The organism is Nocardioides sp. (assembly GCF_025965415.1).
Taxonomy (GTDB): Bacteria; Actinomycetota; Actinomycetes; order Propionibacteriales; family Nocardioidaceae; genus Nocardioides.
In genome coordinates this window covers 14,949-39,763 of the sequence record NZ_JAOPWY010000012.1, presented here as the reverse complement: position 1 = coordinate 39,763, position 24,815 = coordinate 14,949, and the positions used below count along the sequence as shown (strand labels likewise).

At 72.1% G+C, this 24,815-nt stretch carries 24 protein-coding genes and 1 riboswitch; of the genes, 7 read left to right on the top strand and 17 right to left on the bottom strand.

The annotated features are described in order from the left end of the window. Positions 1-60 precede the first annotated feature (60 nt). The 9 genes from pepN to purD form a co-directional block, all read right to left on the bottom strand. Positions 61-2,490: an aminopeptidase N gene (gene pepN, locus JWN97_RS01375; protein ID WP_297617036.1), complete on the bottom strand. Its 2,430-nt coding sequence runs from the start codon at positions 2,488-2,490 to the stop codon at positions 61-63. A 358-nt stretch (positions 2,491-2,848) separates the two neighbouring features. Then, positions 2,849-3,547: a sterol carrier family protein gene (locus JWN97_RS01370; RefSeq protein WP_297617033.1), complete on the bottom strand. Its 699-nt coding sequence runs from the start codon at positions 3,545-3,547 to the stop codon at positions 2,849-2,851. Positions 3,548-3,576: 29 nt separating this feature from the next. Continuing rightward, complete coding sequence (gene purL, locus JWN97_RS01365) at positions 3,577-5,850, bottom strand: phosphoribosylformylglycinamidine synthase subunit PurL (RefSeq protein WP_297617030.1); 2,274 nt, start codon at positions 5,848-5,850, stop codon at positions 3,577-3,579. Further along, complete coding sequence (gene purQ, locus JWN97_RS01360; protein ID WP_297617027.1) at positions 5,847-6,524, bottom strand: phosphoribosylformylglycinamidine synthase subunit PurQ; 678 nt, start codon at positions 6,522-6,524, stop codon at positions 5,847-5,849. The genes purL and purQ overlap by 4 nt, the downstream gene beginning before the upstream one ends. A 59-nt stretch (positions 6,525-6,583) precedes the next feature. Beyond that, positions 6,584-6,802 (bottom strand): phosphoribosylformylglycinamidine synthase subunit PurS, encoded by a 219-nt coding sequence (purS, locus tag JWN97_RS01355; RefSeq protein ID WP_363321237.1) that lies wholly within the window; start codon positions 6,800-6,802, stop codon positions 6,584-6,586. 65 nt (positions 6,803-6,867) lie between these two features. After that, entirely contained in the window at positions 6,868-7,764 is an 897-nt protein-coding gene (locus tag JWN97_RS01350) for a phosphoribosylaminoimidazolesuccinocarboxamide synthase (RefSeq protein ID WP_297617021.1), read from the bottom strand. Further along, complete coding sequence (purB, locus tag JWN97_RS01345; RefSeq protein WP_297617016.1) at positions 7,761-9,068, bottom strand: adenylosuccinate lyase; 1,308 nt, start codon at positions 9,066-9,068, stop codon at positions 7,761-7,763. Before purB ends, JWN97_RS01350 begins: the two co-directional genes overlap by 4 nt. A 26-nt stretch (positions 9,069-9,094) precedes the next feature. Beyond that, positions 9,095-9,589 carry an AIR carboxylase family protein gene (locus JWN97_RS01340; RefSeq protein ID WP_297617013.1) on the bottom strand — a complete coding sequence of 165 codons (495 nt, stop codon included), beginning with the start codon at positions 9,587-9,589 and terminating at the stop codon, positions 9,095-9,097. Further along, complete coding sequence (purD, locus tag JWN97_RS01335; protein WP_297617010.1) at positions 9,582-10,850, bottom strand: phosphoribosylamine--glycine ligase; 1,269 nt, start codon at positions 10,848-10,850, stop codon at positions 9,582-9,584. The genes JWN97_RS01340 and purD overlap by 8 nt, the downstream gene beginning before the upstream one ends. A 40-nt stretch (positions 10,851-10,890) precedes the next feature. Here purD and JWN97_RS01330 point away from each other — a divergent pair, with 40 nt between their 5' ends. Genes JWN97_RS01330 through JWN97_RS01320 form a run of 3 tightly spaced genes read left to right on the top strand, consistent with a single transcriptional unit; the run spans position 10,891 to position 12,869 of the window. Continuing rightward, entirely contained in the window at positions 10,891-11,415 is a 525-nt protein-coding gene (locus tag JWN97_RS01330; RefSeq protein ID WP_297617006.1) for a 2'-5' RNA ligase family protein, read from the top strand. A 15-nt stretch (positions 11,416-11,430) separates the two neighbouring features. Continuing rightward, positions 11,431-11,937, top strand: a complete 507-nt coding sequence (locus JWN97_RS01325; RefSeq protein ID WP_297617003.1) for a hypothetical protein — start codon at positions 11,431-11,433, stop codon at positions 11,935-11,937. Next, positions 11,934-12,869, top strand: a complete 936-nt coding sequence (locus JWN97_RS01320; protein WP_297617000.1) for an HTTM domain-containing protein — start codon at positions 11,934-11,936, stop codon at positions 12,867-12,869. The genes JWN97_RS01325 and JWN97_RS01320 overlap by 4 nt, the downstream gene beginning before the upstream one ends. On the opposite strand, the gene JWN97_RS01315 is transcribed toward JWN97_RS01320, so the two are convergent. After that, positions 12,808-14,091 carry an adenylosuccinate synthase gene (locus tag JWN97_RS01315; RefSeq protein ID WP_297616997.1) on the bottom strand — a complete coding sequence of 428 codons (1,284 nt, stop codon included), beginning with the start codon at positions 14,089-14,091 and terminating at the stop codon, positions 12,808-12,810. The genes JWN97_RS01320 and JWN97_RS01315 overlap by 62 nt on opposite strands. A 94-nt stretch (positions 14,092-14,185) precedes the next feature. On the opposite strand from JWN97_RS01315, the gene JWN97_RS01310 reads away from it, so the two are divergent. Continuing rightward, positions 14,186-14,686, top strand: coding sequence for a hypothetical protein (locus JWN97_RS01310; RefSeq protein ID WP_297616993.1), 501 nt, complete (start codon positions 14,186-14,188; stop codon positions 14,684-14,686). Here JWN97_RS01310 and JWN97_RS01305 read toward each other — a convergent pair. Further along, entirely contained in the window at positions 14,676-15,092 is a 417-nt protein-coding gene (locus JWN97_RS01305; protein ID WP_297616990.1) for a DUF3151 domain-containing protein, read from the bottom strand. The genes JWN97_RS01310 and JWN97_RS01305 overlap by 11 nt on opposite strands. Before the next feature lie 16 nt (positions 15,093-15,108). On the opposite strand from JWN97_RS01305, the gene JWN97_RS01300 reads away from it, so the two are divergent. Beyond that, positions 15,109-15,996: an alpha/beta fold hydrolase gene (locus JWN97_RS01300; RefSeq protein WP_297616987.1), complete on the top strand. Its 888-nt coding sequence runs from the start codon at positions 15,109-15,111 to the stop codon at positions 15,994-15,996. A gap of 209 nt (positions 15,997-16,205) precedes the next feature. On the opposite strand, the gene JWN97_RS01295 is transcribed toward JWN97_RS01300, so the two are convergent. The 5 genes from JWN97_RS01295 to fbaA all read right to left on the bottom strand — a co-directional run bounded on the left by JWN97_RS01295 (position 16,206) and on the right by fbaA (position 20,404). Further along, a complete protein-coding gene (locus JWN97_RS01295) occupies positions 16,206-16,823 on the bottom strand; it encodes an FMN-binding negative transcriptional regulator (RefSeq protein WP_297616984.1) in 618 nt (205 codons plus the stop codon). Continuing rightward, positions 16,823-17,587, bottom strand: a complete 765-nt coding sequence (gene fetB / locus JWN97_RS01290) for an iron export ABC transporter permease subunit FetB (RefSeq protein WP_297616981.1) — start codon at positions 17,585-17,587, stop codon at positions 16,823-16,825. Before fetB ends, JWN97_RS01295 begins: the two co-directional genes overlap by 1 nt. A gap of 11 nt (positions 17,588-17,598) precedes the next feature. After that, positions 17,599-18,282 carry an ATP-binding cassette domain-containing protein gene (locus JWN97_RS01285; RefSeq protein WP_297616978.1) on the bottom strand — a complete coding sequence of 228 codons (684 nt, stop codon included), beginning with the start codon at positions 18,280-18,282 and terminating at the stop codon, positions 17,599-17,601. A 76-nt stretch (positions 18,283-18,358) separates the two neighbouring features. Further along, positions 18,359-19,132 carry a transglycosylase family protein gene (locus JWN97_RS01280; RefSeq protein WP_297616976.1) on the bottom strand — a complete coding sequence of 258 codons (774 nt, stop codon included), beginning with the start codon at positions 19,130-19,132 and terminating at the stop codon, positions 18,359-18,361. A 5-nt stretch (positions 19,133-19,137) separates the two neighbouring features. After that, a riboswitch (cyclic di-AMP (ydaO/yuaA leader) is annotated at positions 19,138-19,283 on the bottom strand. 98 nt (positions 19,284-19,381) lie between these two features. Further along, a complete protein-coding gene (gene fbaA, locus JWN97_RS01275; RefSeq protein WP_297616974.1) occupies positions 19,382-20,404 on the bottom strand; it encodes a class II fructose-bisphosphate aldolase in 1,023 nt (340 codons plus the stop codon). 114 nt (positions 20,405-20,518) lie between these two features. On the opposite strand from fbaA, the gene JWN97_RS01270 reads away from it, so the two are divergent. Then, positions 20,519-22,744, top strand: coding sequence for a hypothetical protein (locus JWN97_RS01270; protein WP_297616971.1), 2,226 nt, complete (start codon positions 20,519-20,521; stop codon positions 22,742-22,744). Here the strand turns inward: JWN97_RS01270 and JWN97_RS01265 are convergent, their stop codons facing one another. Beyond that, positions 22,745-24,121: an FAD-dependent oxidoreductase gene (locus JWN97_RS01265; protein ID WP_297616969.1), complete on the bottom strand. Its 1,377-nt coding sequence runs from the start codon at positions 24,119-24,121 to the stop codon at positions 22,745-22,747. A 34-nt stretch (positions 24,122-24,155) separates the two neighbouring features. On the opposite strand from JWN97_RS01265, the gene JWN97_RS01260 reads away from it, so the two are divergent. Continuing rightward, on the top strand, positions 24,156-24,797 hold the full coding sequence (locus JWN97_RS01260) for a VTT domain-containing protein (RefSeq protein WP_297616965.1): 642 nt from the start codon (positions 24,156-24,158) through the stop codon (positions 24,795-24,797). The last annotated feature ends 18 nt before the right edge of the window (positions 24,798-24,815 follow it).

The window sequence follows — 24,815 nt, the reverse complement described above, 5'->3', positions numbered from 1 at the left end:
GGGAGCTCCTCGGGGAGTTGGCGGGGAAGCCGACTGGTCCGAGTGTACCGGCGCCGGCCGCTACTGGCGGGCAGCCAGCATGCGTCGCAGCTCGTCTCCTCGCTCGATCACGGTGTGCGCCACGATCGGGTTGATGCCCGGAGCGTCCAGGGCGCTGACGAGGCCGTCCAGGAACGGCGCGTCCACGCCCACCCGCGGGAACAGGACCGACGAGGCGACCATCGCGGGGATCATGCCGCCGGCCCCCATCGCCTGCAGGGCGTCGACGAAGCGCGGCCCGAAGGGCGCCAGCACCTCGGCCTGGGACCGCTGCCAGAACGCCCGCGCGACGTCGGAGCTGCTGCCCAGCGGCACGGTCGTCCCGGAGAGCACGGCGTCCCACGCCGCCGACTTCGCCGCCGGGTCCGGCTGGGCGGTGCGCACGGTCAGCGCGCGCACCCAGGAGTCCGGGTCGGGGTCCTCCGCCTCGAGCCGGGCCAGCTCCACCAGGTCGACCTGGCCGAGCGCGGCCAGCCGGACCAGGCGCCGCCAGCCCAGGTCGACGTCCCCGTCGGCGTACTCGGCCAGGGCGTCGAGCTGGCGGCGGGTGGTGGCTGTCTCGGCCAGCGCCCGTACGGCGGCGACCCGCCGGGCCGGGTCCTGCGCGAGTCGCAGGCAGGTGTCGGCGACGCGGCCCAGGAGATCGTCACGAGCTGCGTCCGGCGACCACAGGTCAGCGGCCTGGACCGCCAGCCGCAGCAGGGGCTCCACCACCATGTCGACCGACTCGACCTCGAGCACCCGGTCCGCGCAGTCGACGAACGTCGCGGCGTCCAGTCCGCCGGTGACGAGCCGCTGCCATGCGGTCGTCACGGCGACGGTTCGCGCGATCGCGGTCGGCAGCGCCGGGGCCGCGGCGAGCAGCCGCTCCAGGGCAGCGGCGGCGGGTCGCACCTCCGCGAAGGTCAGGTCGCCGTCGTTGACGAGCAGCAGCGCATCGTCGGCGGTCGCGGGCAGGTCGACCGCTGCCGCTGCGATCTCGAGCGCGACCGTCTGCTCCAGCGCGAAGCCGCCGCCGCTCTCGCGGTAGACGCCCACGTCCACACGGTGAGGCCTCGGCGTCGTGCCGTCCGGTCCCACCGCGTGCAGGGTCGAGCCGTCGAGCGAGAGGACGTCGGTGCCGGCGGTCTCCAGCCAGTCGCGCGTCCACCCCGACATGTCGCGGCCGCTCGCCGCAGCGATCTCGCCCATCAGGTCGTCGAGGGTGGCGTTGCCCCAGGTGTGCTTGGCGAAGTAGGCCCGCAGCGCAGCGACGAAGTCGTCCTCGCCGACGTAGGCGACCAGCTGCTTGAGGACGCTGGCTCCCTTCGCGTAGGTGATGCTGTCGAAACCGGCGCTCGCGGTGGCGACGTCCGGGGCGGCCTGCCGGATGGGATGGCGGCTCGGGGCGCGATCGGCGGCATAGCCACCCAGCTTCCAGCCGGCCAGGAACGACGCCCAGATGTCGACGTACTCCGTCGCGTTCACGGCGGCCCAGTGACTGGCCCACTCGGCGAAGGCCTCGTTGAGCCAGAGGTCGTCCCACCAGCGCATCGTGACCATGTCGCCGAACCACATGTGCGCCATCTCGTGCAGCAGGACCTGCACCCGCGACTCGCGTTCGCCGTAGCTCGGCGGCGTCCGGTAGACGAACGAGTCCGACCAGACGACGCAGCCGTAGTTCTCCATCGCGCCGCCCATGTCGGGCACGAAGACCTGGTCGTAGCGTCGCTGCGGGAACGGCATGCCGAAGCGCTCGCCGAAGAACGCGAGGCCGGCAGCAGTGACCGCGAACAGCTCGTCGATGTCGCGGTCCAGGTTGGCGGCGAGCGAGCGACGGCACTGGAGGCCGAGGTCGAAGCCGCCGAGCTCTCGCCGTACCTCGTGAAAGGGGCCTGCGTTCAGGGCGGGGACGTACGACGAGAGCGGGGGTGTGTCCGCGAACACCCAGCGACGTCCGCCGTCGACGTCGACCACCTGGACCGGCCCGGTGCTCGTGAGGACGGTCCAGTCCGCCGGCGCGATGACCTCGAAGGCCCAGACGGCCTTGAGGTCGGGCTGGTCGAAGCAGGCCCACACCCGCTGGGCCTCATCCGGCTCGAACGACGTCCAGACGTAGACCAGGCCGTCGGACGGGTCGACGGACCGGTGGACGGCGGTCCGCGAGCCGGTGTCGGTCTGCACGGACGTGACCACCAGCACGTTGTCCGCCTGCAGGCCTGCCAGCTCGAGCCGGGGCCCGGCGGCACCCGCGATCGGCACGCCGTTCAGGACCGCGGACTGCAGCTCCACCGCGCAGTCGACGAACGAGGACGCCCCCGGCTCGTTGCAGCGGAACGCGATCGTGGACGAGACGTGAAGGGCGGTGCCCTCGAGGAGTCCGGTCAGGTCGACCGCGACGTCGTAGCGCTGCACCTCGAGCAGCGCGCCGCGGGTGCTCGCCTCGCTCTGCGTCAGGCTGGGGACGTCCACGGGTGCTCCCTCGGTTGACGGTCGGACACGACGGAGGGCAGCAGCTGCCGGTGCCGGATCAGCTCCTTCATCCGCCGAGGCTGTCACAGCGGGATGCGGTGCCTGGTCCCTGCCCAGGTGTATGTCGAACTGCCCACGCAGAGTGGGCCCCGCGACGCACGGTGGGCCCCGCGACCCACCGTGAACCCCGCGACGCACGGTGGGCCCCGCGACCCACCGTGAACCCCGCGACGCAGAGTGGGCCCCGCGACCCACCGTGAACCCCCGACGCAGAGTGGGCAGTTCGACATACCGGCGGCCCTCAGTGGTGGGGAGGCTCCGCGCGGACGACCGACACCCGGTGCCGCGAAACAGCCGGCTACGAGATCAGCGGCAGGTAGGCGCTCAGATCGGCGCGCTCGCCGCTCGCACGCACCTGTCCGTCGCGCACTGCGTCGTGCCATTGCGCACGCCCGGACGCGAGGTCGAGGAACGCCCGCGGCCCCAGCTCGACCACGTTCGGTGGAGTGCCACGCGTGTGCCGCGGGCCCTCGACGACCTGGACAGCGGTGTACGGCGGGATGCGCAGCTCCACGGCATGACCCGGTGCCCGTGCAACCAGGATCTCGACGACCGCCTTCACCGCGAGGCGCTGCGCGATCGGGTCGGGGTCGATGCCGACATCGAGGCCGTGGACGACTCCCTCGATGAGGCGGAACCGCACCGCGTCGAACAGCGTGTGCGCGCCGGTCCGCTGCTGCACGACGCGCTTCTCGTCGGCGCCCTCGAGGGCAACCCGCGCCGCCGCGACTGCACCCGCCAGGTCGGCGGCGCCGGCCCGTGCGTCGGCGTCCGCGACGTCAGCGAGTCCGGGCAGGGCGCTCGCCCAGCCGGCGATGTCCGTGTCGGCCTGGGCCAGTGCGTCGGCATCGATGATCCGGGCCAGGCCCGCGGTCGTCGCCGTCAGGTGCGCCTCGACCTCGCGGACCTGCCAGCCGGCGACGCGGCTGTCGGCCGCCGGATCGAGGCCGGGCAGGACCTCGAGCAGCCGCGACCACTGTGCGTCCAGAGCGCGCACCGCACCGTCGTACGCCGCGCTTCTGGCCATCAGAGCGCCGGCGCCGCCGGGGCCTCGCGGGTCGCACCGGCCAGCGGTCCGAAGAGCGCCGGCAGCGTGCCCTCGTAGGCCTCGCGGAGCTCGCTCAAGGTCGCGGTGAACAGCCCCGTCAGCTCGAGGGCGTCACCGCCGGTCACGCCGAGGCGCGTGCAGGTCACGTCGTGGGCAGCACACAGGGCCGTGACCGCTGCTTCGTGCGCGCCCGTGACGGCGACGAGGCAGCGGGCCGCGGACTCGCTGAAGAGCTCGACGAACGGCGCGGGTCCGTCGGGCAGGCTGACGCGGGCGCCCACGCCGTGCCGAAGGCAGGACTCGACGAGGGCCTGCGCGAGCCCGCCGTCGGACAGGTCGTGGGCTGCGGACAGCAGCCCGTCACGGGCGCCGGCGATCAGCACCTCGCCGAGCGCCTTCTCGCAGAGCAGGTCGACCGCCGGGGGCCGGCCGCCGAGGTGACGGTGCTCGGCCCAGGCCCACTCCGAGCCGCCGAGCTCGTCCCAGGTGTCGCCCAGCAGCAACACGGTCAGTCCGGCCTCGGTGAAGCCCATCGGCGTGCGGCGCGTGACGTCGTCCAGGAGACCGAGGACGCCGACGACCGGCGTCGGGTTGATCGCAGCGCCGGCGGTCGAGTTGTAGAAGCTGACGTTGCCACCGGTGACCGGGGTGCCGAGGTCACGGCACCCGTCGGCCAGACCCCGCGTCGCCTCGGCGAACTGCCACATGACGGCGGGGTCCTCGGGGCTGCCGAAGTTGAGGCAGTTGGTGACCGCGATCGGTATCGCGCCGGTGGCTGCGACGTTGCGGTAGGCCTCGGCCAGCGCCAGCTGTGCGCCGGCGTAGGGGTCGAGCCGGGTGTAGCGGCCGTTGCCGTCGGTCGCGAGCGCAATGCCGAGGTTGGTCTCCTCCGACAGCCGCACGACTCCGGCGTCCTCCGGCCAGGCGAGCACCGTGTCGCCCATGACGACCCGGTCGTACTGCTCGACGACCCAGCGGCGGCTGCAGAGGTTGGGACTCGCGACCATGCGGAGCAGCAGGTCCTTGGTGGCTGCGGGGTAGGCAGGCAGCGCGTGGGCGGCGAGCTCGTCCTGATCGGCCGGGCGCTCGATCGGCCGCTGGTAGACCGGTCCGTCGTCGGCAAGTGAACCGGGCGGCACGTCGACGACGACCGCGTCGTGCCACGTGACGACCAGCCGGTCGCCCTCGGTGACCTCGCCGATCGCCGTCGCGAGGACGCCCCACTTGTCGGCGATGGCAAGGACCGCCGGCAGGTCTGCGGGGGTGACGATCGCGAGCATCCGCTCCTGCGACTCGCTGGCGAGGACCTCGTGCGGCTCCATCGACGCCTCGCGCAGCGGAATCCGCTCGAGGTGCGCGTGCATCCCGGAGCGGCCGGCTGCTGACGTCTCGGTCAGCGCGCACGTGAGTCCGGCACCGCCGAGGTCCTGGATCCCCTGCACCAGGCCGCCGTCGTACATCTCCAGGCAGGCCTCGATGAGCAGCTTCTCCATGAAGGGATCGCCGACCTGGACGCTCGGGCGCCGGGCCGGGCCGTCCGCGTCGAAGGTCGCGCTCGCGAGCACGCTGACGCCGCCGATGCCGTCGCGGCCAGTCTTCGCGCCGAGCAGCACGACGACGTTGCCGACGCCCGTCGCGGCCGAGAGCTGGATGCGGCTCTTCGGCATCACACCGAGGCAGAGGGCGTTGACGAGCGGGTTGCCCTGGTAGGACGGGTCGAAGACGACCTCGCCACCGATGTTGGGCAGTCCGAGGCAGTTGCCGTAGCCGCCGATGCCCGCGACGATCCCGGGCAGGACGCGCTTGGTGTCGGGGTGGTCGGCGTCGCCGAACCGCAGCGGGTCCATCACCAGGATCGGCCGCGCACCCATGGTGAGGATGTCGCGCACGATGCCGCCGATGCCGGTCGCTGCGCCCTGGTACGGCTCGACGTACGACGGGTGGTTGTGCGACTCCACCTTGAACGTCACGGCGAGTCCCTCGCCGACGTCGACGACCCCGGCGTTCTCGCCCATGCCGACGAGCAGCCGCTCGTTCTTGGGTCCGTCGCCGAACTGGCGCAGGTGCACCTTCGAGCTCTTGTAGGAGCAGTGCTCGCTCCACATGATCGAGTACATCGCGAGCTCGGTCTGCGTCGGCCGCCGGCCGAGGATCGCCTTGACCTTCGCGTACTCGTCGTCCTTGAGCCCGAGCTCGAGGTAGGGCTGCTCCTCGTCGGGCGTCTGCGTCGCGCGGTCGACCGTGTCCGTCATGCGTTGACGAGCGACTTGAGAACGGAGGTGAAGAACGTGAGCCCGTCGGTGCCCGGACCGGTGAGGTCCTCGATCGCGTGCTCCGGGTGCGGCATGAGGCCGACGACGTTGCCGGCCGCGTTGGCGATCCCGGCGATGTCGCGGCTGCTGCCGTTGGGGTTGCCGCCGATGTAGCGCGCGACGACGCGGCCCTCGGCCTCGAGGGCGTCGAGGGTGCGCTCGTCCGCGACGAAGCAGCCCTCGCCGTTCTTGACGGGGATCACGACCTCCTGGCCGTCGGCGTACTCGCTCGTCCAGACGGTCTTCGTCGACTCGACCCGCAGCCCCTGGTCGCGGTTGACGAAGTGCAGGTGCTGGTTGCGGGTCAGCGCGCCGGGCAGCAGGTGCGACTCGCACAGCACCTGGAACCCGTTGCAGATGCCGAGCACGGGCAGCCCCTGGCGCGCCTGCTCGACGATCGTCGTCATGACCGCGGCGAAGCGCGCGATGGCACCGCAGCGCAGGTAGTCGCCGTAGGAGAACCCACCGGGAAGCACGACTGCGTCGACCCCGCGCAGGTCGGCGTCGCCGTGCCAGAGGGCGACGGCCTCTGCGCCGGCCAGCCGTACGGCGCGCTGGGCGTCTCGGTCGTCCAGCGAGCCGGGGAAGGTCACGACACCGATCCGTGCTGGCATGAGGCCAGCCTACCGGCGGCGCCTGCCCCGGACGGGCCGGTCGGCTGGCGCGTCGGGGCTCAGGCCAGCCGAACCGTGTAGTCCTCGATCACGGGGTTGGCCAGCAGGGTCTCCGCCATCTTCTCGGCCTGCTCGAGCGCCCTCTGCTCGTCCTGCGCCTCGATCTCGAGCTCGACGTGCTTGCCGATCCGCAGGCTCGTGGCGGGAGCGAACCCGAGACTGGGAAGCGCGTTGGCCACCGCCTGGCCCTGCGGGTCGAGGATCTCCGGCTTCAGCATCACGTCCACGACGATCTTCACAGCGGCCACAGCGCAACCCTACCGACGGCCCGCGGTGGCGGCGATCAGGCGGAGGCGCGGAGCCAGGTGTCGAACGAGGAGCCGGTGAGGTGCTCGTAGGCGTCGACGTACTTCTGTCGCGTCTTCTCGACCACCTCCGCGGGCAGCTCCGGCCCCGGGGCCGTCCGGTCCCAGCCGGACTGGGTGAGCCAGTCGCGGACGTACTGCTTGTCGTACGACGGCTGCGGCCCACCCGGGACCCACGACACCGCGGGCCAGAAGCGTGACGAGTCCGGTGTCAGCACCTCGTCGCCGAGGGTGAGCTCGCCGGCCCGGCCGTGTCCGAGCTCGACCTTGGTGTCGGCGAGCAGGATCCCGGCCCGCTCGGCCACGGAGGCGCCGCGGCGGTAGATCGCCAGCGTCGTCTCGCGCACCTCCGCGGCGAGCTCGGCGCCGAGCTGCGCGACCACGTCGTCGTACGTAATCGGCAGGTCGTGCTCGCCCACGGGCGCCTTGGTCGTCGGGGTGAAGATCGCCTCCGGGAGCCGCGAGCCCTCGACCAGTCCGGGGGGAAGCGGCACGCCGCAGACCGATCCGGTCCTGCCGTAGTCGGTCAGGCCCGACCCGGTCAGGTAGCCGCGCGCGACGCACTCGACGGCCACCATGTCCAGCCGCCGGCAGAGCATCGTGCGGCCGCGGAGCTCCTCGGCATGCGGGTGCAGGACGGCGGGCATCTCGCTCACCCGCGCCGTGACGAGGTGATGGGGCACGAGGTCGGAGAGCTGGTCGAACCACCACACCGACAGCCCGGTCAGCACCGCGCCCTTGTCGGGCACCCCGGTCGGCAGGATGACGTCGTACGCCGAGAGCCGGTCGCTCGCGACGAGCAGCACGTGGTCGTCGTCGACGGCGTAGACGTCACGGACCTTGCCCTTGGCGAGCAGCGGGAGAGGGAGCGTCACGTGAGAGCAGCCAGCCGCTCGAAGACGGGCGCGAGACGCGCGAGGTAGCGCTCCGGGCGGCAGACCTCGTCGAGACGCGCCTCATCGAGCTCCTTGCCGGCCTCTTTCGCCTGCGCCGTCAGGGTTTCCCGGAAGGGGATCCCGGTCTCCCAGGTGCGCATGGCGGCGGCCTGGACGAAGGCGTAGGCGTCCTCGCGCGACAGCCCGCCGTCGACGAGCTCGAGCAGCACGGTCGACGTGTAGATCAGCCCACCGGACGACTCGAGGTTGCTGCGCATGCGGTCGACGTCGACGACGAGTCCGGTCACCAGGCGGGTCGTCAGGTGCAGCAGGTAGTCGGTGCCGATCGCGGCGTCCGGCAGGGCGATCCGCTCCGTCGACGAGTGGCTGATGTCGCGCTCGTGCCAGAGCGGGATGCCCTCCATCACCGGCACGACCTGCGCTCGCACGATGCGGGCGAGCCCGGCGATGCGCTCGGAGGCGATGGGGTTCTTCTTGTGCGGCATCGCCGACGAGCCCTTCTGGCCCTTGCCGAACGGCTCCCAGAGCTCGCGCACCTCGGTCCGCTGGCCATGGCGCACCTCGAGGGCGAACGCCTCGCAGACCGTGGCCATCACGGCGAGGGCGGAGACCCACTCGCTGATGCCGTCGCGGATCACGACCTGCGTCGCGGCCGGCGCAGGAGCCAGCCCGAGCCGGGACGCGACGGCGACCTCCACGTCCGGCGAGATGTTGCTGTAGGTCCCGACAGCACCGCTGATCTTCGCGACGGCGACGGCCTGGCGCGCGGCACGAAGCCGGTCGCGGGAGCGGGCCATGGCGAAGGCGATGTCGGCGACGCGGTGACCCCACGTGGTGGGCTCGGCGTGAATGCCGTGGGTGCGGCCCACCCGCACGGTGTCCTTGTGGGTCAGCCCGAGGTCGCGGAGGGCCGCGACGAGCGCGTCGGCCTTCGCCAGCAGGATGTCGGTCGCCTCGACGAGCTGCAGCGCCAGCGCGGTGTCGAGCAGGTCCGACGACGTCATGCCGAAGTGGACGTAGGCGGCGGCCTCGCGCGGCGACGTGTTGTCGGCCCACGCCGACAGGAACGCGATGACGTCGTGCTGCGTCACCGCCTCGATCTCGGCGACGGCCTCCGGCGTCGGCGGCGCTGCGGCGCGGACGGGCTCGACGCTGTCGGCCGGGACGACCCCGGCGGCGGCGTGCGCCTCGAGGACCATCACCTCGACCTGGCACCACAGCTCGTACTTGTGGGCCTCGCTCCAGACCCGGCCCATCTCGGGCAGGGTGTAGCGCTCGATCACGTCGTCTCCCCAGGTAGGGGGTCAGCCTAGTGGCGGGCGGCCTTCTCGAAGTCGTCCTTGAAGCGCCAGAGCCTCGTGCGCAGCAGGGGATCTGCCACGGCCAGCACCTGCACGGCGAGGACGGCCGCGTTCATCGCGTTGTCGATGCCGACCGCGGCCACGGGGACGCCGGGGGGCAGCTGGGTCAGCCCGAGCAGCGCGTCGCGGCCGTCGAGCCCGCCGGTGGAGAGCGGTACGCCGATGACGGGGAGCGTCGTGTGGGCCGCGACGACACCGGCGAGAGCCGCCGAGCCGCTGGATCCTGCGATCACGACCTCGATGCCGCGCGGCTCGAGCTCGGCCATCCAGTCGGCCAGGGCGCGGGGGGCCCGGTGCGGCGACAGGGACTGCTCGTCGTAGGCGACACCGAAGCGCGACAGGAGCGCACCCGCCTGCGACATGGTGTCGTGGTCGGCCGGGCTGCTGTAGATGATGGCGACGCGCGGTGTGCGGCCGTCACCGTCGAAGACGGGATCACCCATCGACGGTCACCTCCCCCCGGACGGCGCGCAGCGCGATGTCCGTCCGCGAGTGTGCTCCTCGAAGCCGCACCGCCGCCAGCCCTTCGTAGGCGCGTTCGCGCGCCGCCGCCAGGTCGGGCGCGACCGCGGTCACCGCCAGGACGCGGCCGCCGCTGCTCACGACCCGGCCGTCGACCGTGGTCGTGCCGGCGTGCTGGATCGTGACGCCGTCGGGCAGACCACCGATGACCACGGCGTCGCCGGTGACGGGAGCGTTCGGGTAGCTGTCGGCCGCGACCACGACCGTCACGGCGGCGGCGTCCTGCCAGGTCAGTGGCCCGACGGCGGAAAGCCTGCCGGTGGCGCACGCCATGAGCAGCCCGGAAAGGGGTGTCTCGAGGAGCGCCAGCACCGCCTGCGTCTCGGGATCGCCGAACCGGCAGTTGAACTCGATCACCGAGGGCCCACTGGAGGTGATCGCCAGGCCGGCGTACAGCAGCCCCGAGAACGGCGTGCCGCGGGCCGCCATCTCGTCGACCACCGGCTGCAGGATCCGCGCGGTGATGTCGTCGACCATCCCGGGCGGCAGCCACGCCAGTGGTGCATAGGCGCCCATCCCACCCGTGTTCGGACCCTCGTCGCCGTCGTACGCCCGCTTGAAGTCCTGGGCCGGCAGCAGCGGGACGACGGTCGCGCCGTCGCTCAGCGCGAACAGCGACACCTCCGGACCGTCGAGGTAGTCCTCCACGACCACCCGGCCGCCGAGCGCCTGCAACGCGTCGCGGGCGAAGTCGACGGCCTGTGCGAGATCGAGCCCGACGTGCACGCCCTTACCTGCGGCGAGGCCGTCGGCCTTCACGACGTACGGCGGCGTCGCGCCGGCCAGGTAGGCGGCGCAGTCGTTGTCGTCGTCGAACACCATGGCCGCGGCGGTCGGTACGCGGGCGGCCCGCATGACGTCCTTCGCGTAGGACTTGCTGCCCTCGATCCGGGCGGCGTCCGCCGAGGGACCGAACACCGCAAACCCCTTGTCCCGCAGCGCATCCGCCACACCGGCGACGAGCGGCGACTCAGGCCCGATGACGACCAGGTCCGCGGCGACGTCCTGCGCCAGGTCGACGACGGCGGCCGCGTCCGTGGGGTCGAGCTCGCGGCTCTCGGCCTGCGCGACGGTTCCGGCGTTGCCCGGCGCGCACACGAGCCGGGTCACCGCGGGATCACGCGACAGGGCCTGGACGAGGGCGTGCTCGCGGCCACCGGAACCCAGCACGACGACGTTCACGGGGGCCGACGCTAGCGTGCTGTCGACAAGGGGGGCTCCTGTGCAGACCGCGATCCTGCTCTGCGTGCCGGAGGCCGAGCCGCTGGTCCACGAGTGGCGGCTCGAGGGAGACCCGTCGGCGGCGCACGGCGTGCCGGCGCACGTCACCCTGCTCTACCCGTTCCTGCCTGCGGCGCGGGTGGACGACGGGGTGCTGGCCGAGCTCGGCTGGTTCTTCCGCGGCATCGACTCCTTCCCGGTCAGCTTCACCAAGGTCCGGCGATGGGAGGACGCGGGTGTCGTGTGGATCGAGCCGACGAGCGACGCCCTCGTCCAGCTCACGCGGGCGCTGGCCCGTCGCTGGCCCGAGTGCCCGCCGTACGGCGGCGAGATCCCGGCCGACGAGCTGATCCCGCACCTGACGATCGTCCAGACCGAGGACCGGGCCCTGCGACAGTCCGCGGCCAACGCAGTCAGCCCCGGGCTCCCGTTCCACATCGTCGCCTCGAGTGCCGCCCTGTGGCAGCAGGACGACGCCGGCGCGTGGGCAGAACGCGCGTCCTTCCCCTTCGGACCGGCCGAGTAGTTCACACTGCGCCCCGTGGGGGAGCGATTCGAGGCGAGCATCGCCGGGCGCGTCGTGCTCACCACGATGATGGCGGTGCTCGCGGTCGCCGTCCTGATCTGGAACATGCCCGCCGGCAAGCCGCGCGATGCGGTCCGCCCGGCCGCCGCCCACGTCCTCTACCCGATCGGCCTCGACCAGGACTGGGCGCTGTTCGCCCCTGACCCCCGCGCGTTCTCGGTCGGCGTCTACGCGCGCATCACCTACGCGGACGGGCGGCAACGCGTCCGCGTGCCACCGCACAACGGGTATTTGCTCGCGCCCTACCGCACCTACCGCTGGCAGAAGTACGTCGAGAGGCTGCGGGCTGACGACTACTCCAGTCTCTGGGAGCCCACTGCGCGCTGGATCGCGCGCGACGCCGGTCCGGGCGTCACGAAGGTGGTCCTCGTCCGCACGTTCCGCGACGCGGTGACCCCCGGCACCGGGAAGAAGCGCGTCGCCCGCGGAGAGTTCGCCTTCTACACGCTGGACCTGCCGTGAGACGGCCGCCGATCGCCCGGGTCTGGAGCGGCTGGTCGCGCTGGGCGTTCGGGCCGATCGACACGGCTCCGATGGCCGCGCTGCGCATCGCCATCGGGATCCTCACCGTCGGGTGGACGCTCTCGCTGCTGCCCGACGCCAACACGTTTCTCGCGCGGTCCGGTGTGCAGCGCGGGCTGCCCCACTACGACAGCGGCGCGTGGGCGGTGCAGCTCGGGCCGCCGTACATCGTCCTCACCGTGCTGCTCGGCGCGGGAGTCGCCCTCGCCCTCGGCTGGCGCACCCGTGTCGCGTCGGTCGTCGTCGCCGTACTGCTCCTGGCCGTTCAGCGACGCGACCCGTGGGTGCTCAACTCGGGCGACCTGCTGCTGCGCGAGCTCGCGTTCTTCGTGATGCTCATGCCCGCCGGCGAGACCTGGTCGCTCGACGCGAGACGGCGCGTCGCGAGAGGTCTCCCCGAACGGCTGCGCGCCCCGTGGGCGCTGCGGCTCGTGCAGATGCAGGTCAGCGCGCTGTACCTGTTCTCGGTCTGGGCCAAGGTCCGCGGCGTCGACTGGAACAACGGGACCGCCGTCGGCATAGCGCTGCAGCTCGAGGACCTGCAGCGCTTCACCCTGCCTGCCGCGCTGTCGACCTCGCTGCTCGTCTCAGCGGTGCTGACCTACTCCTCGCTCGCGGTCGAGGCGTCACTGGCCTTCGGGCTCTGGCTGCCGCGACTGCGCTACTGGGTGATGGCTGCCGGCGTCGGACTGCACCTGGGCATCGAGGCGTCGCTGCTGATCGGCTGGTTCTCCCTGGCCGTCATCAGCAGCTACGTCGCGTTCGTGCCACCCGAGCACCTGCGCACGGCAGTCGCCCGCGCGCGGCAGCTCAGAGAAGCGCGTGGAGCTCGAGCGTCTGCTCCCGATCCGGCCCCACTCCGATCGAGCTGAACCGCGCGCCGCTCATCTGCTCGAGCGCCCGCACGTAGTCCTGCGCGTTCTTCGGCAGGTCACCGAAGGTCCGCGCCCGCGAGATGTCCTCGGTCCAGCCGTCGAAGTACTCGTAGACCGGTACGGCGTGGTGGAACTCCGTCTGGGTCATCGGCATGTCCTCGAGGCGCTTGCCGTCGACCTCGTAGGCGACGCAGACCGGGATCGACTCCCAGCCGGTGAGCACATCGAGCTTGGTCAGCACGAAGTCGGTGACGCCGTTGATCCGGGCGGCGTAGCGGGCGATGACGGCGTCGTACCAACCGCAGCGCCGCGGTCGCCCCGTCGTCGTGCCGTACTCCCCGCCGTCGGCGCGCAGCTTCTCCCCGTCGGCGGCGTGCAGCTCGGTCGGGAACGGCCCCTCGCCGACCCGGGTCGTGTAGGCCTTGATGACCGCGATCACCTTGTCGACCCGACCGGGGGGGATGCCGCTGCCGGTGCAGGCGCCGCCGGCCGTCGCGCTGCTGGACGTCACAAAGGGATAGGTGCCGTGGTCGACGTCGAGGAGCGTCGCCTGGCCGCCTTCGAGCAGCACGGTCTCGCCGCGGTCGAGCGCCGCGTTGAGGAGCAGCGCCGAGTCGACCACCATCGGCCGCAGCCGGTCGACGTAGGAGAGCAGCTCTTCGACGACAGCGTCGACGGTCACGGCGTTGCGGTTGTAGACCTTCACGAGCAGCTGGTTCTTCAGGTCGAGCGCGCCCTCGACCTTCTGGCGCAGGATGTTCTCGTCGAACAGGTCCTGCACGCGGATGCCGATCCGGTTCATCTTGTCGGCGTACGTCGGCCCGATGCCGCGGCCGGTGGTGCCGATCCTGCGGTTGCCGAGGAACCGCTCGGCGACGCGGTCGAGCGTGCGGTTGTAGGACGCGATGAGATGCGCATCGGCGCTGATCACGAGGCGCTCGCAGCTGAAGCCGCGGGCCTCGAGGTCGTCGATCTCCTGGAAGAGCACCGACAGGTCGACCACGACGCCGTTGCCGATGACCGGCGTGCAGCCCGGGCTGAGGATGCCGCTCGGCAGCAGGTGCAGGGCGTAGGTCTCGTCGCCGATGACGACGGTGTGCCCCGCGTTGTTGCCCCCGTTGAACTTGACGACGTAGTCGACCGAGCCACCGAGCTGGTCGGTCGCCTTGCCCTTGCCTTCGTCGCCCCACTGGGCGCCGATGAGGACGAGTGCGGGCATCTCAGCCCCTCCAGAACAGACGAAGGACCCTGTGCAGGACGCAGCAGGGCCTCTTGCGGAGCAAGCCTAGCCGCCCGGGCCTAGTCTCGCGTCCATGGCGAAGCTCCCGGGCATCGACGGCGTGTTCGGCAGCGTCATCGGCGTCCTTCAGGCGCAGACCGAGGCGCTCGCGACGCTGCCCGGTGCGGTGACGTCGCTGAGCGCCGCGGTCCGCGGCCTCGCCGAGACGGTCCAGACGATGAACCGGATGGTCACGCGCATCGACGGCATCGTCAGCGAGCTCGAGGAGCCCCTCAAGGCACTGGCGCCCGGCATGGCGCGGATGGCCGCGGTGCTCGACGACCCGATGATCGAGCAGATCCCGGCGACGCTCAAGCAGGTGCAGGCCGACATCCTGCCTGTGCTGCGGACGCTGGCCGACACGCACGAGCGGGTCGCGTTCATCGCGGGCTCGACCGAGCGGATCATGACCTTCGTCGACGAGACCAGCCGCACCCTCGCCGGGCTGCCCGGGGCCGCGCTGCTCGGGCGACGCAAGTCTCCGCCGAAGGTGATCGTCCCGCCGGAGGGCTCGACCGGGGTTCCTAGCTCCTGAGCCCCTCGCGCGCCGCGGGGTCACTGTCGTCGAGGAACTGGGCGATCCGCTCCGCCTCGTCCGTCTCACCGATGGTGTCCGCTGCCCGGCCGAGCGCGTGCAGGGCCCGCAGGAAGCCCTGGTTGGGCTGGTGCGACCACGGCACCGGGCCGTAGCCCTTCCAGCCGCCCCGGCGCAGCGCGTCGAGACCGCGGTGGTAGCCGGTCCGGGCGTAGGCGTAGGACTCGACGACGGCGCCGCGCTCGAACGCGGCGTCGGCCAGCGCGGCCCAGGCCGCGCTCGAGGTCGGGTGCTTCGCCGCGACCTCCGCGGGGTCGCCGCCCTGCGCGAGCAGCGTCGCGCCGGCCTCCTCCGGCAGCAGCGTCGGAGGCGGTCCGCCCAGCAGGTCTCTACCCGTGATGCTCATGTGCGCAGAATGCCTCATGCCCGCAGAACCGACCGGCCGCCTCGTCCCGGTGCACGACACCCACCTGTTCGTCGTCGAGCGGGGGGAGGCCGACGGGTTGCCGCTGCTCGTGCTGCACGGCGGGCCGGGCCTGGACCACACCATGTTCGGCGACTACCTGGACGCGCTCGGCGAGCGCTACCGGCTGGTCCTCATCGACGGCCGCGCCCAGGGCCGCAGCGACCGGGACAGCAACCCGTCCTCGTGGACGCTGGCCCAGCACGCCAGCGACGTCAGCGCGGTCGCCGCGGCTCTGGGCGCCGAGGACTACGCCGTACTCGGTCATTCGTTCGGCGCGCTCGTCGCGCTGCAGCATGCCGCCGACGCACCGGGGGCCGCGGTCGCGACCGTGGTCAGCAGCGGCGTGCCGGAGGACCGCTTCTTCGACGAGGTGCCGAAGGGGCTGGCCGTGTTCGAGCCGGAGGATCTTCGGGGTCAGGTCGCCGCGTCGTGGGAGCGCGAGGCGACCCTGGAGACCGATGAGGAGTGCCGGCAGCTGCTCCTCGACCAGCTGCCTTGGCACTTCGCCGATCCGCGCGACCCACGCATCGCCGAGTTCGTCGGGCAGACCGAGCACATGCGCTACTCCGCCGCGGTGCTGCGGGCATCGTCGCTGGAGGGCGGCGGCCTCTCGATCGACGTCGAGGACGCCCTGACCCGCGTGCCGCAGCCGCTCCTCGCGTGTACCGGTCGGCACGACCGCACCTGCGTGCCCGCTGCCTCCGAGCGGATCGCCGAGCTCGCGCCCAAGGGCGAGCTGCACATCTTCGAGAGCGCCGGCCACATGACGTTCGTCGAGCAGCCGCAGGAGTACGTCCGCGTCGTCCGCGGCTTCCTCGACCGGGCGACTGCCTCGCCCACGTAGGCAGTCACGCACGTATGTCCAACTGCCCACCCAGCGTGCCGCTCCCCACCCGGAGTGGGCAGTTCGACATACACGTGCCGCTCCCACCCAAAGTGGGCAGTTCGACATACGCCCTGCCGCTCCCCACCCAGATTGCCGCTCCCACCCGGAGTGGGCAGTTCGACATACGGGTGACGACACGGTGGGAGCCCGGCGAGGGTGCGGGTTTCTCAGGTCAGCGGGGTTCGGCGGAGCAGGTGCGCGCGCGAGGCGGCATCACCCGGCCGATCGCGGGCCGCGAGCTCGGCCGCGACGCGCGCGCGGTGCGCGTCGTCGACGTTGCCGCCGTACTTGAACTTCGCGGCGACAGCGTCGACCGACAGCCGCATCCCGCGGATGCCCGGCAGCTTGCGCGTGTGCACCGACGGGTCGGCCACGCCGGACCCGGGCTCGAAGTGCGCGAGCTGCGTGCGCAGCACCTCGAGGAGCACCTCGCCCGTGAGCACCTCAGCAGTGCAGGTCAGGACGACGGCGGCGTAGTACGACGTCGGGATCCCGTGGCCCGGAACGTCCTCCCCGACCGTCTTCCACGCCGACGGGATGTAGGCGATGTCGTCGACGACCGACAGCACGACATGCGGGTTCTCGTCGATGGCCCGCCAGACCGGGTTGGGGCGCGCGAGATGGAGCAGCACGGTCGCGTCGCCGTCGTGGACGAAGTGCGTCGGCACGACGACCGGCACCGAGCGGTCACGGCCGGCGGCGACAAGGGTGCCGAAGTCGCGCGGCCGCAGCCACGCCTTCCACTCGTCGTCGCTCTGCGCCGCGTCCCAGGGATGGATGAGCATCAGGCCCTGAGCCGATGCGCGTCGTCGAACATCATCCGAACCGCGAGCCGGCCGGCCACCACACCGGCGACCGCGGCCGCACCGAGCAGCATGTACATCACGACGACCTGGTAACGGATCGCGGTCAGTGGGTTGACTCCGGCCAGCAGCAAGCCGACGGTGGCACCCGGCAGGCTGATCAGGCCGACGACCTTGGTGCTGTCGATGGCGGGGATGAGCGCGGTCCGCAAGGACGTGCGCAGGTGCGGCGCGAAAGCCGCACTGCCGGCCAGGCCGAGCGCGAGCCGCGCCTCGACCGCACGGCGCCCTGTCACGGCCTCGTCCCGCATCCGCTGCAACGTCATGGAAGCGCCCTGCATCGCGCCGGTGACGACCATGCCGCCAACCGGTACGACGACGCGACCCGACGTGTCGATGACGCGCGCCAGGATCAGCAGGCCGAGCGTTGCTGCCGCCCCCGCAGCGACACCGATCGTCGCGACCCTCGTCGCGTGCGGGAGTCCCTTCGCCCGTCGACCCGCGACCCGACCGGCAAGCAGCACCATCGCCGTCACCCAGGCCAGCGCCCCGGGCAGTCCGGTGTGCCGAAACAGCACGAGCAGCAGCGCGCCGACAGCGACGAGCTGCACGGCGGCACGGACCGCCGCGACGAGGACCTCGCGCCCGAGCCCCAGTCGCTCCCGCAGGACCAGGAAGAACGCGATCCCCACGAGCAGCACCGACGCCGCGACGCCGTACCAGCTCGGAACCGACGGGCTGCTCAAGGAGCCGCCGCTCATGAGGCTCCCGCCAGGTACTCGCTCTCGGCGGCCGGACCGGCCTCCTCGACGCGGCCGGCCCGGAGCACCACCACGTCATCCGCGAGGCGCCTGGCCTGGCGCAGGTCGTGGCTGACGAGAACGGCCGTCAGCCCCTCCGCGACGAGCGAGCGGACCACCCGCTCGACCGACATCGCGGCGACCGCGTCGAGCGCCGACGTCGGCTCGTCGAGGAGCAGCACCTCCGGCCCGACGGCGAGCGCCCGCGCCAGGCAGAGCCGCTGCGCCTCCCCGCCGGACAGCGACACCGTCAGCCGATCGAGGCCCTGGTCGCCGAGACCTGCCCGGGCCAGCAGGTCGCGCGCCTCGTCCTCACTGAGCGACGGCCGGCCGGTGCGCAGGTCCTCGAGGACGGTGGCGCCGAGCAGCACCGGTGCCTGCTGGACGAGGCCGACCCGGCGCCGGACCTCCAGGACGTCGTACGACGGAAGCGCCCGGCCGTGCAGCAGCACGCGACCCGAGGTCGGCTCCTCGAGGCGGTCGAGCAGCCGCAGCAGCGTGGACTTGCCGGCACCACTCGGGCCGGCGAGCGCCGTGCAGCGGCCGGCCGTGATCTGCGCGCTGATGCCGTCGAGCACCGCGACGTCGCCGCGGACGACCCGCACGTCCTCGAGCGCGAGCACCGGCTGCATGGTGCTCATTGTGCTCGGCCTCAGAGTGAAATCCTCAGGGCATGGGCCTTGAGGATCTCACTGTGGGCGTGGCGGCGGAGCCGGCTCAGCTGACGGGCAGGCGCCAGGCGGCGTCCCAGACGCCCTTGTCGACCTCGCCCGGGAGCGCCGTGAGGTGGATGCCCTTCTCCGCGGCGAAGCGCTTGGCGATGGCGGCGCTCTGCGGCCCGAAGTAGCCGTCGACAGAGATCGGCCAGCCGCGGGCGGCCATCCGGGCCTGCCACATGTGAACCCCGATGCGGAAGTGCGGCTGGTCGGCGACGCTGAGCTGCTTGTGCAGGAACGGCGGCGGCGTCATCGGGGCCACCACCACGCGGATCCGCGGGCTCGCGTGGTGCACCGGCGCCAGCCGGGTGCGGCTGCGACTGGCTCGGGTGGCCACCGGGACCGGGCTCGGCGCCACGGCGTTGTCGGCCGCGACGGTGGAGGACGAGCGGCCGAGGCCGAGCTTGCGCGAGCAGGCCGGCCAGGGCGACCAACCCCGCTGGGACTGCAGCTTCGCCGCGGCGGCGTCCTGCGTCGCCGGCGCAGCCTGGTCGGCGCGACCGGGGTAGCCCAGGCCGTTCCAGGTGCCGCGGTCGAACTGGTAGGCGCCGTAGAAGCCGTTGCCGGTGTTGATCGCGTAGTTGCCGCCGCTCTCGCACTGGCGGAGCCGGGCGAAGTCGTCGGCCGTGGCGGCGGAGGCACCGGAGGCGAGCATCGCGGCGTCGGCGGCCACGAACGAGGCGGAGAGCCCGGCGGCAGCCATGACGGGCGCGGCCTTCGAGGGCCTGGCGTGGCGGGCGTGCTTGCGGACACGGAGGACGGGCGCGTGCGACACCGGGTGGGTCCTTCCCTCGCGCCTGCGGGGTGAGCTGTCGGGTTCGGGCCGGGTAGCCCGGGTCTCGCAAGAGACCTTCACCCCAAGGACGGAATCCGTCCGGAAGGACCTGTGGGTCCCCCGCTCCTGCCTCGAGCAGCGTTCGTGAACTCGCTCCCGGAGGCAGGACTCGGCGGGCAGGGGCGAGCACCCCGCCGTACGACGGGGCTCACAGAATGTAACGGAGCCGTCTCGCTGCGGCTAGGGCGGCTAGGGCTTTGTGGTGCCGGCGCTACGCAGGTCCTGACATGCCTCGACAACCCGGGCGGCCATGGACGTCTCCGCCGCCTTCCCCCAGGAGCGGGGGTCGTAGACCTTCTTGCTGCCGACCTCGCCGTCGACCTTGAGCACGCCGTCGTAGTTCTTGAACATGTGATCCGCGACCGGCCGGGTGAAGGCGTACTGCGTGTCGGTGTCGACGTTCATCTTCACGACGCCGTAGCCGAGGGTCTCGCGGATCTCCTCGAGCAGCGAGCCGGAGCCGCCGTGGAAGACCAGGTCGAACGGGTGCTCCTTGCCGACCTTGCGCCCAACCTCGTCCTGGATCTCCTTGAGGATCGCGGGCTTGAGCTTGACGTTGCCGGGCTTGTAGACGCCGTGCACGTTGCCGAACGTCGCCGCGAGCAGGTAGCGGCCGTTCTCACCGGTGCCGAGCACCTCGGCGGTGCGCAGCGCGTCCTCCGGCGTGGTGTAGAGCTTCTCGTTGATCGCGTTCTCGACGCCGTCCTCCTCGCCACCGACGACGCCGATCTCCATCTCCATCACGATGCGCGCCTTGGCGCAGGCGGCGAGCAGCTCCTTGGCGATCTCGAGGTTCTCCTCGAGCGGCACCGCGGATCCGTCCCACATGTGCGACTGGAAGAGCGGGTCGCGGCCGGCGTCGACCCGCTCCTGGCTGATGGCGATGAGCGGCCGCATGTACGTGTCCAGCTTGTCCTTCGGGCAGTGGTCGGTGTGCAGCGCCACCGTCACCGGATAGGCCTTGGCGACGTGGTGCGCGTACTCCGCCAGCGCCTGGGCGCCGAGCACCATGTCCTTGATCGTCGTGCCGCTCAGGAACTCCGCACCGCCGGTGGAGACCTGGACGATCCCGTCGCTCTCGGCCTCGGCGAAGCCGCGGAGGGCGGCGTTCAGCGTCTGCGAGGACGTCACGTTGATCGCCGGGTAGGCGAAGTGACCCTCCTTCGCCCGGTCGAGCATCTGCGCGTAGGTCTCGGGCGTGGCGATCGGCATGAGCGGCTCCGTACTGGCATCTGCTGCGGGTGTGGCACCGGCCGCGAGTATGCCGGACGGGGTTTCCTGGGCGAAGTCCCAGCCCTGCCGCCCGTATCGGGCAAGAATGCGCGGATGGTCACCTCTCGCCGCCTCCTGGCCGTCGCCTGCGCCGTCCTGCCCGTCTCTGCGCTGCTCGCCGCCCCGGCGTCTGCCAGCACCACCGCGAACGAGATCGTCTACACCACCGATCCCGGTGCGCAGGACCAGTACTACGACGTCGTCCTGTTCGATCCCGAGGCCCGTACGACGAAGATCGTCCTCAAGGCCGACGTCACTGCGGGCATCCGCTACGACGACCCCGAGCTGTCGCCGGACGGGAGCCAGGTCGTCGCGACCCGCTTCGCGATCAACTCGTTCGGCGGCGAGACCGGGTCGATCGTCGCGGTCAACCGCGACGGCACCGGCGTGCGGTCCCTGACGACGCCGACGTCCACCGCCACGAGCGACGTCAGCGACATCGTGCCGGTGTGGTCGCCCAACGGCGCCACGATCCTGTTCACCCGCTTCATCGCCACCGCTCCGGCCAACACCGGCGACCCGGCGACGTTCGCCAACGCGCTGCAGACCGTGCCGGCCGGGGGCGGCACGGTGACGGCGGTGCCGGGTGGCGACGGCGGCTTCAGCGCCGACTACGACCCCACCGGTACGAAGATCGTCTTCGCCGTCGTGGCGTCCGGCCAGGACAGCGGTCCCCTCACGGTGATGAACACGGACGGCAGCAACAAGGTCGCGCTCGGCCCGACGGGCGCCCTGCCGGCGTGGTCACCCGACGGCGCGACGATCGCCTACGCCACGGTCACCGACAAGGACACGACCCCCGCCAACGCCGATGTCGCGCAGATCGCGACCGTCCCGGCGACGGGCGGGACCGGCACCGTCCTCGCGGTCACGCGCCCCACGTCGGCCCGGACCGTGGCGGAGTACCCCGCCTGGTCGGTCGACGGCGAGAGCATCCTGTTCGACCTGTACGGCTACAACGCGTCCGGCGACCCGCTGCAGGGCGACCTGTGGAGCGTGGACCGCGCCGGCACCCGGGCGGGCCGGTTCGTCAGCGTCCCGACGGACGACCGGCAGCCGTTCGCGCAGGGCCCCGCACCCGGTCCGGTGGCCGGGGGCACGCCCTCCCGCTTCAAGGCGGTGACGCCGGTGCGCATCCTCGACACCCGTGAGGCCGTCGGCGCACCCAAGGCGAAGGTGCAGGCCAAGACGCCGCTCGTCGTACCGATCCGCGGGATCATGACCGACGCCGGCGCCGTACCGGCCGACGCCACCGCAGTGATCCTCAACGTCACGGTGACCAACGGGACCTCCGCGACCGACGTCCGCGTCTACCCCAGCGACGCCGCCACGCTGCCGGGCGCGAGCAACATCAACGCCGGGCCCGGCGCCACCGTGCCCAACCTGGTCACCGCGACCCTCAGCGCCGACGGGAAGGTGGCGCTGCTGAGCAGTGGCGGCACGGTCGACCTCATCGCCGACCTCGCCGGCTGGTACACCCCCACGACCGGCGACTCGGGCTTCACGTCGCTCGACCCCGGCCGCATCCTCGACACGCGGTCGCCCGCGGTCGGCGTGCCCGCTCCGGGCCGGGTCCAGGCGGCGACGCCGATCGACCTGCAGGTCACGGGCTCGCTGCCGACCTCCGACGGCGGGACGGTCACCGTCCCCGCCGACGCGACGGCCGTGGTCCTCAACGTGACCGCCACCAACGCGAGCGCCAACACCGACGTGCGCATCTACCCGACCCCGGCCGACCCGTCGGCACCGAGGCCGGTCGTCAGCAACCTGAACCTGCGCGCCGGCGAGACCACGCCCAACCTCGTCACGGTGGCCGTCGGCAGCGGCGGCAAGGTGCGGCTCGCCAACGCCGCGGGCCAGGTCAACCTGCTCGCCGACATCGCCGGCTACTACTCGGCGTCCAGCGCAGGCAGCTACGTCCCCGTCGTACCGCTCCGGTTCCTCGACACGCGCACCGGCATCGGGTCGGCAGCCGCTGCCGTCGGTCCCGGCCAGTACGCCGACCTCAAGGTCGCCGGGACCCGGGGCGTCCCGGCCGGCGCACTCGCGGCGGTCGTCAACATCACGGCGACCAGCGTCTCGTCGAGCACCGACGTCCGGGCCTACGCGAAGCCGGCGACCAGCGGCGCCCCGCCGACGGTCAGCAACCTCAACCTGACCAAGGGCGCGACCCGGGCCAACCTCGCCATCGTCAAGCCCGGTGACGACGGCCGGGTCAGGCTCCGCAACGAGGGCGGCTCGCTCCAGCTCATCGCCGACCTGGCCGGCTACTTCCAGTAGTCAGGAGCGGACGTCGGCTTCGACGGCCTCGAAGGCCTTGCGGGCGGCGATCAGCACCGGGTCCCAGACCGGAGCGAACGGCGGGGCGTAGGACAGGTCCAGCGAGAGGATCTCGTCGACGCTCATCTCGTTCCAGATCGCCGTCGCGAACACGTCGATCCGCTTCGCCGCGCCTTCCCGGCCCACGACCTGCGCGCCGAGCAGCCGGCCGCTGCGCTGCTCGGCGAGCAGCTTGACGCGGATCGGCTTCGCGCCCGGGAAGTAGCCGGCGCGCGTCGTCGAGTCGACGTGGGCGGTGACGTAGCGGTAGCCGGCCGCGTCGGCCTCCTTCATCGACAGCCCGGTGCGCGCGACCTCGAGGTCGCAGACCTTCGTGACCGCCGTGCCGATGACGCCGGGGAAGGTCGCGTAGCCGCCACCGATGTTGATCCCGGCGACCCGACCCTGCTTGTTGGCATGCGTCCCGAGGGCGACCACCACCCGCTGGCCCGACAGCCGGTGCACGCTCTCGACGCAGTCGCCGGCGGACCACACCCCGTCGACCGGCGACCGCATCCGCCGGTCGACGACCAGACCGCCCGAGGAGCCGACAGGGATGCCGGCGTCTCGCGCGAGAGCGACGTTGGGCCGAACCCCGAGACCGAGTACGACGAGGTCGCACGGGAGCGCGCGACCGCTCGCCGTGTGCACAGCCACCGCACGGCCGGCCGGGTCGGTCTCGATCGATGCGACGCCGTCGCCGAGCACGAGCTCGATCCCGAGTCCGCGCACGGCGTCCGCGATGAACGTGCCGATGTCCGGGTCGAACGTGCCGACGGGGGTTGCCGACAGGTCGACGACCGTCACCTCGAGCTCGCGGATGCGGCAGGCCTCGGCGATCTCGAGGCCGATGTAGCCGCCGCCGATGACCACGACCCGTCGTACGTCCCCGCTGTCGAGCTCACGGATCAGGTCTGCGCCGTCGTCGAGGACCTGGACGCCGTAGACGCCCGCCGCATCGATACCGGGCACCGGCGGGCGCATCGGGACCGACCCGGCCGCGTAGACCAGGGAGTCGAAGGGCTCAGTGAGGTCGGTGCCGCCCTCGAGGTCACGCACGGCGACGGTGCGGGCGCCGAGGTCGATGCCGACGACCTCGTGCCGCGTGCGCACGTCGATGCCGTTGGCGCGATGCTGCTCGGGCGACCGGCTGATCAGCTCCGCCTCCGTCCCGACCGTGCCGGCGATCCAGTACGGGATGCCACAGGCGGAGTACGACGTCGCGCGGCCGCGCTCGAAGGCGACGATCGACAGGTCGTCGGGACCGCGGCGCTTGCGGGCCTGCGACGCGGCGCTCATCCCGGCGGCGTCACCGCCGATCACGACAAGGCGCTCCATGGCCGGACCGTAGCGCGGCCACTAGCCTGCGAGGGTGGAACCAGCGCACGCCCTCCCCGCCATCCTCGACGGCCAGCACCTGGTCGAGACCTTCGGTCTCATCGGCCTGCTCGGCATCGTCTTCGCCGAGACCGGTCTGCTGCTCGGCTTCTTCCTGCCCGGTGACTCACTGCTGTTCGCCGCGGGCTACGCCGCGACCGGCAAGCTGTCCGACAAGCTGCACCCCAACATCGCCCTGGTCTGCCTCCTCGTGAGCATCGTGGCGATCGCGGGAGCGCAGGTCGGCTTCCTCATCGGGCGCGGCGCCGGACCGAGCCTGTTCCAGCGCGAGGAGTCACGCCTGTTCAAGCGCTCCTACGTGACGAAGGCCGAGGAGGTCGTCGAGCGCTACGGCGCAGGCAAGGCGATCGTGCTGGCCCGGTTCATCCCGATCGTGCGGACGTTCCTCAACCCGCTCATGGGGGCCGGCCAGCTGCCGGCGCGGACGTTCGCGCTGTGGAACGTCGTCGGCGGGATCCTCTGGGGCACAGGGGTCACCCTGCTCGGCTACTTCCTCGGCAGCGTCGACGTCATCGGCAAGAACCTCGAATACGTCGCGATCATCGTCGTCGGCATCTCCGTGCTCCCAATCGTGATCGAGCTGCTGCGCGCCCGCCGGGCAGGCCGGAGCGCCTGACTCGTCCGCCGGTCCTGC

Bases quoted from the DNA above. Each gene is read 5' to 3' on its own strand.
- purL (WP_297617030.1), bottom strand. From the start codon at position 5,850: ATGACGGACACGGTCGACCGCGCGACGCAGACGCCCGACGAGGAGCAG.
- purQ (WP_297617027.1), bottom strand. From the start codon at position 6,524: ATGCCAGCACGGATCGGTGTCGTGACCTTCCCCGGCTCGCTGGACGAC.
- purS (WP_363321237.1), bottom strand. From the start codon at position 6,802: ATGCTGAAGCCGGAGATCCTCGACCCGCAGGGCCAGGCGGTGGCCAAC.
- JWN97_RS01340 (WP_297617013.1), bottom strand. From the start codon at position 9,589: ATGGGTGATCCCGTCTTCGACGGTGACGGCCGCACACCGCGCGTCGCC.
- JWN97_RS01315 (WP_297616997.1), bottom strand. From the start codon at position 14,091: ATGCCCGCACTCGTCCTCATCGGCGCCCAGTGGGGCGACGAAGGCAAG.
- JWN97_RS01310 (WP_297616993.1), top strand. From the start codon at position 14,186: ATGGCGAAGCTCCCGGGCATCGACGGCGTGTTCGGCAGCGTCATCGGC.
- JWN97_RS01305 (WP_297616990.1), bottom strand. From the start codon at position 15,092: ATGAGCATCACGGGTAGAGACCTGCTGGGCGGACCGCCTCCGACGCTG.
- JWN97_RS01300 (WP_297616987.1), top strand. From the start codon at position 15,109: ATGCCCGCAGAACCGACCGGCCGCCTCGTCCCGGTGCACGACACCCAC.
- JWN97_RS01295 (WP_297616984.1), bottom strand. From the start codon at position 16,823: ATGCTCATCCATCCCTGGGACGCGGCGCAGAGCGACGACGAGTGGAAG.
- JWN97_RS01285 (WP_297616978.1), bottom strand. From the start codon at position 18,282: ATGAGCACCATGCAGCCGGTGCTCGCGCTCGAGGACGTGCGGGTCGTC.
- fbaA (WP_297616974.1), bottom strand. From the start codon at position 20,404: ATGCCGATCGCCACGCCCGAGACCTACGCGCAGATGCTCGACCGGGCG.
- JWN97_RS01270 (WP_297616971.1), top strand. From the start codon at position 20,519: ATGGTCACCTCTCGCCGCCTCCTGGCCGTCGCCTGCGCCGTCCTGCCC.
- JWN97_RS01265 (WP_297616969.1), bottom strand. From the start codon at position 24,121: ATGGAGCGCCTTGTCGTGATCGGCGGTGACGCCGCCGGGATGAGCGCC.